13 protein-coding genes are annotated in these 13685 nt (G+C 66.7%); 1 reads left to right on the top strand and 12 read right to left on the bottom strand.

Features of this window, described 5'->3' with window-relative positions; all coding sequences use genetic code 11:
* The first annotated feature begins 11 nt into the window (after nucleotides 1-11).
* Nucleotides 12-632 carry a DapH/DapD/GlmU-related protein gene (locus Q0833_RS15225; protein WP_298436730.1) on the top strand — a complete coding sequence of 207 codons (621 nt, stop codon included), beginning with the start codon at nucleotides 12-14 and terminating at the stop codon, nucleotides 630-632.
* A gap of 34 nt (nucleotides 633-666) precedes the next feature.
* Here Q0833_RS15225 and Q0833_RS15220 read toward each other — a convergent pair whose 3' ends face one another.
* From Q0833_RS15220 to sucD, 12 genes are all read right to left on the bottom strand, one after another.
* Nucleotides 667-2073 (bottom strand): hypothetical protein, encoded by a 1407-nt coding sequence (locus Q0833_RS15220; RefSeq protein WP_298436728.1) that lies wholly within the window; start codon nucleotides 2071-2073, stop codon nucleotides 667-669.
* A 25-nt stretch (nucleotides 2074-2098) separates the two neighbouring features.
* Nucleotides 2099-2995 carry a polysaccharide deacetylase family protein gene (locus Q0833_RS15215; protein WP_298436725.1) on the bottom strand — a complete coding sequence of 299 codons (897 nt, stop codon included), beginning with the start codon at nucleotides 2993-2995 and terminating at the stop codon, nucleotides 2099-2101.
* A complete protein-coding gene (locus Q0833_RS15210) occupies nucleotides 2992-3777 on the bottom strand; it encodes a sulfotransferase (RefSeq protein ID WP_298436722.1) in 786 nt (261 codons plus the stop codon). The genes Q0833_RS15215 and Q0833_RS15210 overlap by 4 nt, the downstream gene beginning before the upstream one ends.
* A 290-nt stretch (nucleotides 3778-4067) precedes the next feature.
* Entirely contained in the window at nucleotides 4068-4700 is a 633-nt protein-coding gene (locus Q0833_RS15205; RefSeq protein ID WP_298436719.1) for a hypothetical protein, read from the bottom strand.
* A gap of 338 nt (nucleotides 4701-5038) precedes the next feature.
* Entirely contained in the window at nucleotides 5039-6433 is a 1395-nt protein-coding gene (gene lpdA, locus Q0833_RS15200; RefSeq protein WP_298436715.1) for a dihydrolipoyl dehydrogenase, read from the bottom strand.
* Between the two features lie 76 nt (nucleotides 6434-6509).
* On the bottom strand, nucleotides 6510-6920 hold the full coding sequence (locus tag Q0833_RS15195; RefSeq protein ID WP_298436710.1) for an MAPEG family protein: 411 nt from the start codon (nucleotides 6918-6920) through the stop codon (nucleotides 6510-6512).
* Entirely contained in the window at nucleotides 6917-7093 is a 177-nt protein-coding gene (locus Q0833_RS15190; protein WP_298436707.1) for a hypothetical protein, read from the bottom strand. Before Q0833_RS15190 ends, Q0833_RS15195 begins: the two co-directional genes overlap by 4 nt.
* Nucleotides 7094-7192: 99 nt before the next feature.
* Nucleotides 7193-8728 (bottom strand): 2-oxoglutarate dehydrogenase complex dihydrolipoyllysine-residue succinyltransferase, encoded by a 1536-nt coding sequence (gene odhB / locus Q0833_RS15185; protein WP_298436704.1) that lies wholly within the window; start codon nucleotides 8726-8728, stop codon nucleotides 7193-7195.
* Between the two features lie 4 nt (nucleotides 8729-8732).
* The gene (locus Q0833_RS15180; protein ID WP_298436701.1) at nucleotides 8733-11696 is read right to left on the bottom strand and encodes a 2-oxoglutarate dehydrogenase E1 component; all 2964 of its coding nucleotides are present in this window, start codon (nucleotides 11694-11696) and stop codon (nucleotides 8733-8735) included.
* On the bottom strand, nucleotides 11693-12166 hold the full coding sequence (locus tag Q0833_RS15175) for a hypothetical protein (RefSeq protein ID WP_298436698.1): 474 nt from the start codon (nucleotides 12164-12166) through the stop codon (nucleotides 11693-11695). Before Q0833_RS15175 ends, Q0833_RS15180 begins: the two co-directional genes overlap by 4 nt.
* On the bottom strand, nucleotides 12163-12792 hold the full coding sequence (locus Q0833_RS15170) for a DUF805 domain-containing protein (RefSeq protein WP_298436695.1): 630 nt from the start codon (nucleotides 12790-12792) through the stop codon (nucleotides 12163-12165). Before Q0833_RS15170 ends, Q0833_RS15175 begins: the two co-directional genes overlap by 4 nt.
* Nucleotides 12792-13676, bottom strand: a complete 885-nt coding sequence (gene sucD / locus Q0833_RS15165; protein WP_298436692.1) for a succinate--CoA ligase subunit alpha — start codon at nucleotides 13674-13676, stop codon at nucleotides 12792-12794. The genes Q0833_RS15170 and sucD overlap by 1 nt, the downstream gene beginning before the upstream one ends.
* Between the last annotated feature and the right edge of the window lie 9 nt (nucleotides 13677-13685).

Below are 13685 nucleotides of genomic sequence, written 5' to 3'. Positions count from 1 at the left end.
AGGCGCGGGGCATGGCACTTTTTCGAAACCTGCGTGCGGCGATCCTGCCCGGTCCTCTGGTCGAGATCGTATCCCGGGGTGCGGGCTGGTTCGTATCGCTCGGTGGCGGCTGGCGCGGCATGGCGGTCGAGGAACGTGCGCGCGCGACGCTCCTCAACCTCCGATACGGCTGGCGCGCCAAGCGAATCGGTCGCCACGTCGTCGTCGATCATCCCGCGCGTCTCGAGATCGGTGACGGTTCCTCGATCCGCCACGGGGTCGTAATCGTCATCGGGCGGGAGGGGCATTGCCGGATTGGCCGCGACTGTCACATCTCGCACAATTCCGTCTTGGCCGCCTCGGGCGGAGTCGTGATCGGGGACGGGTGCGCGCTGTCGAGCGGAGTCGTGATCTACTCCATCACGAACGGGCCGGCGTCGGACGGGCGATCGCCTGTCGGGGGCACGGCAATACGGGCCGAGGTCGTTCTCGACCGCGACATCCACGTGGGAATGGGGGTCCGCATCTTGCCGGGCGTGCATATCGGCGCGGCGGCGGTGCTCGGAGCCGGTGCGGTGGTCACGAAGAATGTCGAACCGGGCGCGACGATGACCGGCATGCCGGCGCGGCCTCGGGGCACCTCGGGCGATTGAGCCTGGGATCGCGCGGAGCCGCGCCACACAACGCCTATTGCGCGAGCGGAATGCGGCGCCGCGGCAGGTCGATCGCAGACCTGGTATGCGCGCGTGCCGGGCGTCGGTGTCGCCAATAGGCGGAGGCGATCGAGGCGGCCGCGATGTACTTGATGAGGGTCAAAATCGCGAAGCCGAAATCCACGTTCAGGCAGAACAGGACGAACATGACCGTCAGGACGTATCGCACGATGGGCTGGGATGTCGCGTCGGAGGCCCGGAACCGCGCCCAGCCATGGCCAAGCAGGAGACCGAAGATCAGCCCGCCCGCGACGATACCGCCCCAACCGAAATTCATGTAGAGTTCGCCGACTGCGCCCGGTGGCGCACCTGACCTGTTGTTGTAGCCCAGAAGCTCCTGTCCGACATATGGACCGATCCGGATCACGGGCTTCTCCGGCCAGATGACGCGCGGGATAGGCGTGAAGATCACCGCACCGATGCTGCTGCCGAGAAGGTAGTCTCCGCGTCGTCGCGTCTCGGTGATTATGACCGAAACCTTCGCCGGATCGAGGAAATAGGCCCCCTCGAAGAAATGGCCCGCCGTCGTCTCGACCGCGCGGACGATGTCGATGTCCCGCGCCGCAGTCTCGCCGTCGGTTCTGACCTGTCCCACGAATGCCAGAAGCAGGAGGGCGAACCCGGCTCCGATCGCGCCCGTGGCCAGTCGACTCCGTCGACGGGGCTGAGTCGCCGGGACCGAGCGGGCGCGCGCGGCTGTGACCACGAGGACGAGCAGAATCATGATGATCAGGACACCGGATCGGCGGCTGGAAAGCATGAAACAGAGGCTCGAGAAGTAGAGCGCGAGAAGGTGGATATCCCAAAGCCTGGGCATCGGCGCGTTGGCAAGGCGGTAGGCGAAGAAGATCAACAGGATGTCCGCGCCCACAGTCAGGAATCCGAGCGAACTGGCCACGCCGGTTTCTTCCTGGATGAACTGCTTGGCTGCGGCGAACCTGAGGTTCACGAGTTGGTCGATGAAATCCATCTTGATGAAAAAGGCGATCATCAGCCCGCAGGACAGGGCGAAGACGCCCCAGTAGATGCCCGTCATGTCCATCCCTACGGGCTTCGGTCTGGGGACGCGCGGCGGCCTGCCCTCGAAGTAGAGTGTGGACGCGATATAGCCCGCGACAAGGGCTGCGATGAAGAGAAACGTCGCCAGTTGTCCGAGGTCGATAATGTCCCGCGACAGCCAGTCCGTAGCGAACGGCGCGTCCCGATCCACCGCATAGGCGAGGTAGAGGCTCTTGAGGGCGTAGCCGAGCATGAAGGTCCATGCCATCACCCGCATCGGCGACGGGCCCCGGCCGCGTGTCCCCTCGATGGCCGCCATCCCGAAGAAGATCAGCGATGGCAGAACGCCGAGAATGGCGATCGATATGGCGTATTCGCTCATGGATCGTGTGTCGACATGCTGCGGGTCATGCGAATCCCTCTACGATGATCTCGGAGCGGTCGCGCAGACGTGCGATATCTTCGAGGGTATCGATCGTCTCGGACATCAGGCCCGGCGTCTCGCTGAAATTGTAGGGGTGGACCCAAAGGTGAACCGGCTGTCCCGATCGCGCTGCGTCGAGGCTGCGCCGGATCCGTCGCCGCGTGGCGGCGCGCTTGCCGATTGCGGGCTGGGTGCCCCAGTCCAGTAGGGCCGTGCCCGTCTCGGCCTCGGGACCTGCGGGATGAGCGTATCGCCGTGCTGCGGCAGGCGGGGTAAAGATCGAGCGGGCTCCACGACCAAGAAGACCTGGCAAGGCTGCCGCGATGACGCCCATCCCGCCGGTCGGCGGATCGGGGGCGAGGCGGACGCGATGGAATCCTGATGCCGCAACGAGGTCGAGATGGGCCGCGCGGTTCCGGGGAAACACCAGGAGGTTCGACGCGATCCCGGCCGCGTCGTTGGCCGCGCGGGCCCGCTCCAGTTCGCGGGCGACCCCGTCGCGGCTCTGGTCCGGATCGTCCAGAAGGACATGGGTGTAGGTGTGGCTTCCGAAGGATTGCGGATATCGGCATGCGCGCACGACGCCGAGAAGATCGCGCGCATCCCGTGACGTCGGACGCGCCTCGTCGAGGAACCGGCAGGCCTCAGTCGCGAACCGTCCGCCGAGATGGTCGATACGGATGTCCGCGGGGTCCGAGATCATCGCGCCGACGCAGGCCCATGTGAGTTCGAGCCCGAGGCGACCGAGCGTATCGACGAACCGGGGAACGTCGTCGCGCATCCGGTCGTAGACGCCAGCCGCCTCGCGGGTGCGCCACATGCCGTCGCCGATGGCGCCCCATCCGCATTCGAAATCGAGCGTGATGGTAACGCGACTCATGGCCCGGACCCGCCATACCCAAGCGCCGCGAGCGCCGGCGACAGCGCGGTCTCGAGCCGTTCGCGTGTGTCCGTGGCCAGCCGCGCGAGGCTGGCGGGGTTCTGATCCACGACCTCGAATTCCAGCTTACCCATGCGCACGAGGCCGGACGTCGTCATCCCGACGACGCTTGCATCCAGGTCGAGATGATCGAGGATTCGGCGCAATTCACGCACCGGGTCGGCGACGAATGCCTCGTACCGGACGACCAGCATCCGCGAGGGTGCGGGCGCGTCTCCGAGAAGGGGCGCATTCGATGCAATCCACTGGCGCGCGGCCTCTTCCGGGGCGTAGGCATCCGATCCCAACTCCGTCGCAGCCCGGCCGGAGGGTCGCGCCCGCCGAAGGATGCCTTCGCAGGCACAGAGGCCGTTGCGCAGGATGAAGATGAAGCGCGCATCGGGGAAGGCTCGGTCCAGAAGCGGCATCCAGCGCGTATGGATGATCGATTTCTCCAGCATCACGGTCGTGCCGGGCGCGCACCAGGGGGACCAGTCGCGGATGGCCGTCCGGGCCAGCTCGGCCGGGTCGGGCGAGAAGGCCGCGGCGATGACGTCGTTGCGGTGCCACATCCGCTGCCACCCGCCCGCTTCGAGATCGGGAAACGCATCCGTCAGGTTCACCCCTTCGATCGGCAAGGCGGAGATGCCGGGATGCGCGGCGAGGATCCGCGCGATGATCGTCGTGCCCGAATTGTAGCAGCCCGTGGCGAAGGCCCACCGATCGGGATCCCGGGATCGCATGGCACTCCGGAGGATCGAGCGCGTCCACGGCCGCGACATCAGGCGCGCGGTCGCGATCCGGGTTCCGGCCGACAGCACATTGCCGCGATTGCGGCGGACGAACGCGGCGATGCGGCGACCTCTGCCGAGGGAAGGGGACGTCTCCACGACCATGAGCGCCTTGATCCGAAGGAATGATCCACCGCCATCATGACAGTCCGGCCGCGCACGTTGAAGGGTGTCTTTGCAGGGACCTCTCGGGGGGCGGCATACGGGTCCGGTGAAGGGTGGCTGGCCCGTCCCCATCCCCCTCACTCCGGCAGCAGCCGCCCCAAGTTGCGGAGGTGGCGGCGCTTGAGGCCGAGGCCGCGGGTGAGACGGCCGAGGAAGGCGCGGTCGGCATGGGTCAGCGGCGCGTCGGCCAGGAGGACGGAGAGCGTCGAGTTGAAGATCACCATCTTCTCGGCATCGGTCAGCCCCTCGCGCATCCAGCGGAAGCTCAGCGGCAGGTGGACGCGGTCGGCGCGGGCGGCCGCCTCGCGGATATGGTCGGCCGTGTAGTCCATATCCGTGGTGGCGCGCGCGATCTCGAGGGCGCGCTTGAGGCGCTCGCCCTCGATCTTCCGGCCCTTCCAGACCGCGTGGCAGATCGCGTCGACGGCGCGGAAGCGCGGCCCGTTGCCGAGACCGAGGATCGCCTGGCGCATGTCGCGGCGACGGCGCCGCAACCGGTCCCCGATCATCACGGCCACGGCGGCGACGGCGATGCAGCCCGCGACCCAGGGCAGCAGCTGGGCCGGATCGAACCCGTCGAGAAGCCCGGTCGGGAACACGCCGAATGCCGGCTGTTCGACGATCGGGTCGGCGATGGCGCGCGATGCGGTGGCGGCCGCCCCGAGGGCGGTCGGCGCGAAGGAGCGGAGGAGGAGGGAAAAGCGGGTCACTGGTACAAGAATTCCGGAGCGATGGTCCGGAAACCATGACGCAGGAAGGCGGCATTACTGCGGCCCGGTCGATATGGATGATGGCGGAAGGGCGGTCATTTTCGACGCGGGCGCGTTGCCTTGCCGCATTCCATAAGCCATTGTTGGAAAAACAGAAATAGTGCCGCGCCGAGGCCATGATACCAACGCAAAGCGCCCGAATGGGGGTGTTGCCGCATCCGGCCGGCCTGCCTCGGGACCATGTCTCGCACATAGCGATCCGCAGAAGCCCATCGCACCGATAACCGGACCCCGCTCGAGGCGCGGTCCGGCCCGACTGACTGCGCAGCTTGGCCGCGTCAGGCGTGAATCGCGCCGTCGCCGCAGGCCAGCGCCGCTTCGCGCATGGCCTCGGAATAGGTCGGGTGGGCGTGGCAGGTGCGAGCCAGATCCTCGGCCGCGGCGCCGAACTCCATCGCGACGCAGACCTCATGGATCAGGTCACCGGCCATCGGCCCGATCACGTGGCACCCGAGGATGCGGTCCGTCTCCTTGTCGGCCAGCATCTTGACGAAGCCGTCGCCCGCGAAATTCGCCTTGGCGCGCCCGTTGCCCATGAAGGCGAACTTGCCGACCTTGTAGGCGCGGCCTTCGGATTTGAGCTGTTCCTCCGTCAGTCCGACGCTCGCGACCTCGGGATGGGTGTAGATCACGCCGGGGATGACCTCGTAGTTCACGTGCCCGGCCTGCCCGGCCAGGATTTCGGCGATGGCCATCCCCTCGTCCTCGGCCTTGTGGGCCAGCATCGGCCCCTCGATCACGTCGCCGATGGCGTAGATACCGTCGACGCTGGTGCTGTAGTCGTCGTCCACCGCAATCTGGCCGCGCCCGGTCAGCTTGACGCCCAGCGCGTCGAGGCCCAGCCCGTCGGTATGGGGCTTGCGCCCCGTCGCCACGAGGACGCAATCGGCCCTGAGCGTGTGCTCGCTCTCGTCGCGGCGGAGGGTGTAGGTCACGTCCGCCTTGCCGCTCTTCGTCGTCACCTTGGACACGGCGGCGCCGGTGATGAACTTGAGCCCCTGCTTCTGGAGAAGGCGCTGGAACTGCTTGGCGACCTCGGCATCCTGACCGGGGGTGATGGCGTCGAGATACTCGACCACGGTCACGGCGCTGCCCAGCCGGGCATAGACCGAGCCCAGCTCCAGCCCGATGACGCCGCCGCCGATCACGACCATCTCCTTGGGGATGCTCGACAGCTCGAGCGCGCCGGTCGAGGTGACGACGATCTCCTCGTCGACGGTGACATCGGCGCCGGGCACGGCCGCGCTGTCGGAGCCGGACGCAATGATGATGTGTTTGGCCTCGTGGACATCGTCGCCGACCTTCACCTGGCCCGCGGCGGGGATCGAGCCCCAGCCCTTCAGCCAGTCGATCTTGTTCTTCTTGAACAGGAACTCGATGCCCTTGGTGTTCTGGTCGATGACGTCCTGCTTGTAGGCGAGCATCTGCTTCCAGTCGACCGAGGGGCTTTTGCCCTTGAGACCCATCTTGGCGAAGTTGTGCTCGGCCTCGTGGAGCTGGTGGCTGGCATGGAGCAGCGCCTTCGACGGGATGCAGCCGACATTCAGGCAGGTGCCGCCCAGCGTCTCGCGCCCCTCGACGACGGCGGTCTTCAGGCCCAGTTGCGCGCAGCGGATGGCGCAAACGTAGCCGCCGGGGCCGGAGCCGATGATGATGACGTCATATTGGGCCATGGGTCGTTTCCTCTTGCCGGCCGACGGGGGGCCAGCCCCCCGCACCCCCCGGCATATTTCGCGAACATCGAAGGGATCAGATGAGAGTCGAGATAACCATCGCAAGCGTCGCCGTGAACCCCACGAACCAGATGTAGGACCGCCAGGGCCGCCAGCCGAAGGCATAGGCGGGGACATAGAGCACGCGCGCGACGAGGTAGATCCACGCGCAGGCGGCGGTGAAGCCCGTGGCCTTGCCGGACAGCGTGACGAGGGCCACGGCGGCGGTGAAGAGGATCAGCCCTTCGAAATGATTGTTCATCGCCCGATAGAGGCGCGCGGTCCGGTCCGACATCTGGTCTACCAGATCGCCGCCGATCTTGGAGCGGTCGCGAGCGGAGGTGGTCTTGCCCGGCCCGAGCTCGAGATTGGCGGGGACGGCCATCAGGACGAACTGCACGGCCTGCAAGAGGATCGCGAGGGCGAGGGCGGTGAGTTCGGGGGTCACTTGCGCGACCGGACGATCATGTAGGTCGTGAAGGCCGAGATCAGCGCGTAGCCTGCCACGAGATACCACAGCATCGGATCCGGCCCGCGCCACGCCTGCAAACCGATGACGAGAAGGACGGCGAGGCCGACGCGAAGGAGCCAGAAGGCGATGGCGCGGGTGGTGGGGGTCATGGGGTCTCGGCAGATCCAGATCAACGATACGAGGGGGGCCGTCAGTCCCGGAACGATCCCCGGGATGACGGCCGCTTCATATAAGATATCGGTGCTTGGTCACAAATCCATCAGGAGCCGCCGCGGGTCCTCGAGCGCCTCTTTCACCCGCACGAGGAACGTCACCGCGCCTTTCCCGTCCACGATGCGGTGATCGTAGCTGAGTGCCAGATACATCATCGGGCGGATGACGATTTCTCCGCCGACGACCATGGGCCGGTCCTGGATCTTGTGCATGCCGAGGATGCCCGATTGCGGCGGGTTGAGGATCGGCGAGGACATCAGCGAGCCGTAGACGCCGCCGTTCGAGATGGTGAACGTGCCGCCCTGCATGTCGGCCATCGAGAGCTTGCCGTCGCGGGCCGCCGCGCCCTTTTCGGCGATGGCCTTCTCGATCTCGGCAAAGGACATGGCGTCGGCGTCGCGGATCACGGGCACGACGAGGCCCTGCGGCGTGCCCGCGGCGATGCCCATGTTGACGTAGCGGTGATAGACGACGTCGGTGCCGTCGATCTCGGCATTGACCTCGGGGACCTCGTTCAGGGCGTGGACGCAGGCCTTGGTGAAGAATGACATGAAGCCGAGCTTCACGCCGTGCTTCTTCTGGAAGAGGTCCTTGTACTCGGACCGCAGATCCATGACCGCGCCCATATCGACCTCGTTATAGGTCGTCAGCATGGCGGCGGTGTTCTGGCTGTCCTTCAGGCGCTTGGCGATGGTCTGGCGCAGGCGGGTCATCTTGACCCGCTCCTCGCGGTCGGCCTGATCGGCGGAGACGGGCGCGCGGGGGGCTTGTGCAGGGGCGGCGGGCGCGGGGGCCGTCGCGGCGGCCGCGCGCAGCACGTCTTCCTTCATCACGCGGCCGTCGCGGCCCGAGCCCTTCACGTCGCCGGAGGAGAGGCCCTTCTCGGCCATCAGCTTCTTGGCCGAGGGCGCATCCTCGACGTCGCCCTTGGGGCCGCCGCTGTCACCACCGACCCCGGCGGGTGCTTCGGCGGCCTTCGGGGCGGCCGCGGCGGCACCGGCCCCGGCCTGGATCACGGCGAGCTTGCCGCCGGCGGCGACCGTCTCGCCTTCCTTGGCGATGATCTCGCCCAGCGTGCCCGCGGCGGGGGCGGGCACCTCGACTGAGACCTTGTCGGTCTCCAGTTCGCACAGCATTTCGTCCTGCGCGACCGCGTCGCCCGCCGCCTTGAACCACGTCGCCACCGTCGCCTCGGTCACGCTCTCGCCCAGCGCGGGGACCATGACATCGACGGCTTCGCCGCCCGCGTTACCGGACGCCTCGGCCGGGGCATCGCCGGAGGATCCCGGCTCGGCCACGGCGGCGGGGGCCTCGTCGGAGGCGGGCGCGCCCGCGCCTTCGGAGATGGTCGCGAGCAGCGCGTCGACACCCACGGTTTCGCCTTCGGCCGCGACGATCTCGCCCAGCGTGCCCGTGGCGGGCGAGGGCACCTCGACGGTGACCTTGTCGGTCTCGAGCTCGCAGAGCATCTCGTCGGTGGCGACGGCATCGCCGGGCTTCTTGAACCAGGTGGCCACGGTGGCCTCGGTCACGGATTCGCCCAGGGTGGGGACCTTCACGTCGATCGTCATGCGCTTAACCTTCCATGCTCAGCGCTTCGTCGACGAGCGCGGCTTGTTGTGACTTGTGTTGGCTCGCGAGGCCCGTCGCGGGCGAAGCGGAGGCGGCGCGCCCGACATAGCGGGGGCGGGTGTGGCTGGCGCCGATGCGGGTCAGCACCCATTCGATGTTCGGATCCACAAAGGTCCAGCCGCCCTGGTTCTTCGGCTCCTCCTGGCACCAGACGAACTCGGCGCCCTTGAAGCGGCTGAGTTCGTTGACCATCGAGAGCGCGGGGAACGGATAGAACTGCTCCAGCCGCAGGATGTAGACATCGGTGATGCCGCGCGCGTCCCGCTCCTCCAGCAGGTCGAAATAGACCTTGCCCGAGCAGATGACGACGCGCTTGATCTCGTCGTCCGGCACCAGCTCGGTGTCCGAGTTGCCGTATTGCGCGTCGTCCCAGAGCACGCGGTGGAAGCTGGAGCCGGTGGTGAATTCCTCGGTCTTCGACACGGCCAGCTTGTGACGCAGAAGGGATTTGGGCGTCATCAGGATCAGCGGCTTGCGGAAGTCGCGATGCAGCTGGCGGCGCAGGATGTGAAAATAGTTGGCGGGCGTCGTGCAATTGGCGACGATCCAGTTGTCGGAGCCGCACATCTGCAGGAAGCGTTCGAGCCGTGCCGAGGAGTGCTCGGGGCCCTGACCCTCGAACCCGTGGGGCAGGAGGCAGACGAGCCCCGACATCCGCAGCCACTTCGACTCGCCCGACGAAATGAACTGGTCGAACATGATTTGCGCGCCGTTGGCGAAGTCGCCGAACTGCGCCTCCCACATGGTCAGGGCATTGGGCTCGGCGAGGCTGTAGCCGTATTCGAAGCCGAGGACGGCGTATTCCGACAGGGCGCTGTCGATCACCTCGTAATGCGCCTGACCCTCGCGGATATGGTTGAGCGGATAGTACCGCTCCTCCGTGGCCTGGTTGACGAGGCCGGAATGGCGCTGGCTGAAGGTGCCCCGCGTCGAATCCTGCCCGGCGAGCCGAACCTTGTAGCCCTCGGTCAGAAGCGATCCGAAGGCCAGCGCTTCAGCGGTTGCCCAGTCGAATCCCGCGCCGCTCTCGAACATCTTTGACTTCGCCTCGAGCAGCCGCCCGATCGTCTTGTGCAACGGGAAGTCGTCCGGCGCCGTCGTCAGCGCGCGCCCCACATCGGCCAGCGTCTCCTCGGGGATGGCGGTCTGGCCACGGACGTAATCGTCCTCCTTGCGGCGATCGAGATGGGACCAGCGGCCGTCCAGCCAGTCGGCCTTGTTGGGCTTGTAGTCCTTGCCGGCCTCGAACTCCTCGGCCATGCGATCCTGGAACGCGGCCTTCATGTCCTCGATCTCGCCCTCGGGGATCAGCCCGTCGCGGACCAGCCGCTCGGTATAAAGGGTCAGCGTCGTCTTCTGCTGCTTGATCTGCTTGTACATCAGGGGGTTGGTGAACATCGGCTCGTCCCCCTCGTTATGGCCGAAGCGGCGGTAGCAGAAGATGTCGAGCACCACGTCGCGGTGGAACTTCTGGCGGAACTCGATGGCCACACGGGCGGCATGGACGACCGCCTCGGGGTCGTCGCCGTTGACGTGGAAGATCGGCGCCTCGACCACCAGCGCGTTGTCGGTCGGGTAGGGCGAGGACCGCGAGAAATGCGGCGCGGTCGTAAACCCGATCTGGTTGTTGACGACGATATGGATCGTGCCGCCGGTCTTGTGACCCCGCACGCCAGAGAGCGCGAAGCATTCGGCCACGACGCCCTGTCCCGCGAAAGCCGCGTCGCCATGCAGAAGAAGCCCTGTCACCTTGGTGCGGTCGCTGTCGCCGAGCTGGTCCTGCTTGGCCCGGACCTTGCCGAGGACGACGGGGTTCACCGCCTCGAGATGCGACGGGTTCGCGGTCAGCGAGATATGCACCTCGTTGCCGTCGAATTCCCGGTCCGAGGACGCGCCGAGGTGATACTTGACGTCGCCCGAGCCATCGACGTCCTCGGGCTTGAAGCTGCCGCCCTGGAATTCGTTGAAGATCGCCTTGTAGGGCTTCTCCATCACGTTCGCGAGGACGCTGAGGCGCCCCCGGTGGGGCATCCCGATGACGATGTCCGACAGGCCCAGCTGGCCGCCGCGCTTGATGATCTGCTCCATCGCGGGGATCAGCGCCTCGCCGCCGTCGAGGCCAAAGCGCTTGGTGCCCATGTACTTGACGTGCAGGTACTTCTCGAAGCCCTCGGCCTCGACCAGCTTGTTGAGGATCGCGCGCCGCCCGTTCTGGGTGAACTCGATCTCCTTGCCCAGGCCCTCGATCCGTTCCTTGAGCCACGAGGACTGCTCTGGGTCGGAGATGTGCATGTACTGGAGCGCGAAGGTGCCGCAATAGGTGCGCTTCAGGATGGCGATGATCTCGCCCAGCGTCGCGACCTCAAGGCCGAGCACGTTGTCGATGAAGATCGGCCGGTCCATGTCGGCCTCGGTGAAGCCGTAGGACGCGGGATCGAGCTCGGGATGCGGCGTCTCGGCGCGCATGCCCAGCGGGTCGAGATCGGCGGCCAGATGCCCCCGGATCCGGTAGGCCCGGATGATCATCAGCGCGCGGATGCTGTCGAGCACGGCGCGCTTGACCTGGTCGTCGCTGACGGTCGCCCCCGTCGCCTCGGCCTTTGCGCGGATCTTGTCGCCGGCCGCCTGCGCCTCCTTGGGATCGGCGGGCCATTCGCCGGTCAGCGCCGCCGTCAGCTCGCCCGACGGCATCGGCGGCCAGTCGGCGCGCGCCCAGGACGGGCCTTCCGCCTCGGCCCGCACCGCGCCTGCGTCATCTTCGAGCGCGGCGAAGAACTGCTTCCACGTCTCGTCCACGGCGCTCGGATCCGAGGCGTAGCGGGCGTACATCTGCTCGAGATATTCCGCGTTGTGCCCCTGCATGAAGGACGTGGAGCGGAAGACGTCATTGGGGGACTGTTCGGTCATCGGTCGGTCTCCTGCGGGAAGGTCAGCGTCAAATCGGCAAGGACGGGCGCGCCCGGCCACCCGGTGGTGTCGACGGGCTGGACGTCGTCCAACGATGCCCCGGTCGCGAGACGACATTGCCGTTCGATCTGGCCGGGGATCGTGACCGTCTCGGTAATCGTCATGGCATCATCACCGCGGATCAGGACGCGCGACCGCGTCGAGTCCGTATCCACCCGACGCAGCAGGCCAGGGGCCGCGCGACGCTGGAGATCGAGGACCTGCTCGGGGGACAGACCACCATCATCGCCTGTCATGTAGGTGATCGCGCGGCTCCATGCGAGCGCCTCGGCCTGCGTGTCGGTCAGTTCGGTCGCGACGGTCCATCCGTCGGCTTGCAGGGCTGCCAAAGCATTCGCAAAGGCAGGTTCGACGCAGGGTTGACCGGCCGCGGGGGCGGCCGCGAGGCAAAGAGCAACGGCGCGGATCATTGCGACCTCCCGACATGCGGAAGGTCTCGGACGCGAACAACCACGCCGGGCGGAAAGCCTGGCCCATCTGGCGAGGGGCCAAAGCGGTTGGGTCCGATCGTGCCCTCCTTGGCGAGGTTCACGATGAACCAGACCCAGGACGCCAGGACCACGGCCAGCCCTACCGCAAGAACGCCGACGGGAAGGCCACCGGAAATTACGGCTTCGACCCCGCCGGAAAGAATCGCTTGGAAGCCGATCGTCGTTGCAATCAATGCGCCGATCAGCAGGTACGGAGCCAGATAGGGCAGGAGCGCCCACCAGCCGCGGATATTCCGGTCATGGAGGCGGCGCCAGGTCACTGCGAAACCGGGCACGATGATTCCCCAGGTGAAGATCGTGCCGAGCCAACCGCCATCATACGAGGCGACCTCGCGGTACGATGTCGTCTCGGTCCCGCTGCCATCATAGGACGTAATCGTCTGCAGCGAGTGGGTGGGTCCGAAAAGGATGCCGTTCACGATCACCAAGAAGATCGAACCGAGAACCACAAACAACACGAAGAACCAGAACTCCGACCGCCCTGCGCGACCGGAGAAGGTCAAGTACTTGCGAAAGCAGGTGCGTATGGCCTCCAGGAAACCCATCAGCCGCCGATCGCCTCCTTGACGGCCTCGCCCAGCGTGGCGGGGCTTTCGGCCACGATGATGCCCGCGGCCTTCATCGCTTCGATCTTCGACTCCGCGTCGCCCTTGCCGCCTGCGACGATGGCGCCGGCGTGGCCCATGCGGCGGCCCGGAGGCGCCGTGCGCCCGGCGATGAACCCGGCGGTGGGCTTCCAGCGGCCCTTCTTGCGCTCATCGGCCAGGAATTGCGCGGCTTCCTCTTCGGCGGTGCCGCCGATCTCGCCGATCATGATGATCGACTGGGTCTCGTCATCGGCCAGGAACATCTCGAGCACGTCGATATGCTCGGTCCCCTTGATCGGATCGCCGCCGATGCCGACGGCGGTGGATTGGCCCAGTCCCATATCGGCGGTCTGCTTGACGGCTTCGTAGGTCAGCGTCCCCGAACGGGACACGACGCCGACGGAGCCACGCTTGTGGATATGACCGGGCATGATGCCGATCTTGCAGGCGTCGGGCGTGATCACGCCGGGGCAATTCGGCCCGATCAGCCGCGTCTTTGAGCCGTCGAGCGCGCGCTTGACCTTCATCATGTCGAGCACCGGGATGCCTTCGGTGATGCAGACCACCAGCGGGATCTCGGCGTCGATCGCTTCGAGGATCGAATCCGCGGCGAAGGGCGGCGGGACGTAGATGACGGACGCATTCGCGCCCGTTCTGGCCACCGCTTCGTGGCAGCTGTCGAAGACGGGCAGGTCCAGATGGGTCTGCCCGCCTTTGCCGGGGGTGACGCCACCGACCATCTTGGTGCCGTAGGCGATGGCCTGCTCGGAATGGAAGGTGCCCTGCGAGCCGGTGAAGCCTTGGCAGATCACCTTGGTCTGTTCGTCTACGAGAATGGCCATATCGTCTCC

The organism is uncultured Jannaschia sp., from assembly GCF_947503795.1.
Classification (GTDB): Bacteria; Pseudomonadota; Alphaproteobacteria; order Rhodobacterales; family Rhodobacteraceae; genus Jannaschia.
This window is presented reverse-complemented; position numbering and strand designations above follow the sequence as displayed.

Excerpts from the sequence above, each read along its gene's own strand:
- lpdA (WP_298436715.1), bottom strand. The coding sequence starts at position 6,433 with ATGGCCCAATATGACGTCATCATCATCGGCTCCGGCCCCGGCGGCTAC.
- Q0833_RS15220 (WP_298436728.1), bottom strand. The coding sequence starts at position 2,073 with ATGAGCGAATACGCCATATCGATCGCCATTCTCGGCGTTCTGCCATCG.
- Q0833_RS15170 (WP_298436695.1), bottom strand. The coding sequence starts at position 12,792 with ATGGGTTTCCTGGAGGCCATACGCACCTGCTTTCGCAAGTACTTGACC.
- Q0833_RS15180 (WP_298436701.1), bottom strand. The coding sequence starts at position 11,696 with ATGACCGAACAGTCCCCCAATGACGTCTTCCGCTCCACGTCCTTCATG.
- Q0833_RS15175 (WP_298436698.1), bottom strand. The coding sequence starts at position 12,166 with ATGATCCGCGCCGTTGCTCTTTGCCTCGCGGCCGCCCCCGCGGCCGGT.
- Q0833_RS15190 (WP_298436707.1), bottom strand. The coding sequence starts at position 7,093 with ATGACCCCCACCACCCGCGCCATCGCCTTCTGGCTCCTTCGCGTCGGC.
- sucD (WP_298436692.1), bottom strand. The coding sequence starts at position 13,676 with ATGGCCATTCTCGTAGACGAACAGACCAAGGTGATCTGCCAAGGCTTC.
- Q0833_RS15225 (WP_298436730.1), top strand. The coding sequence starts at position 12 with ATGGCACTTTTTCGAAACCTGCGTGCGGCGATCCTGCCCGGTCCTCTG.
- Q0833_RS15215 (WP_298436725.1), bottom strand. The coding sequence starts at position 2,995 with ATGAGTCGCGTTACCATCACGCTCGATTTCGAATGCGGATGGGGCGCC.
- odhB (WP_298436704.1), bottom strand. The coding sequence starts at position 8,728 with ATGACGATCGACGTGAAGGTCCCCACCCTGGGCGAATCCGTGACCGAG.
- Q0833_RS15210 (WP_298436722.1), bottom strand. The coding sequence starts at position 3,777 with ATGCGATCCCGGGATCCCGATCGGTGGGCCTTCGCCACGGGCTGCTAC.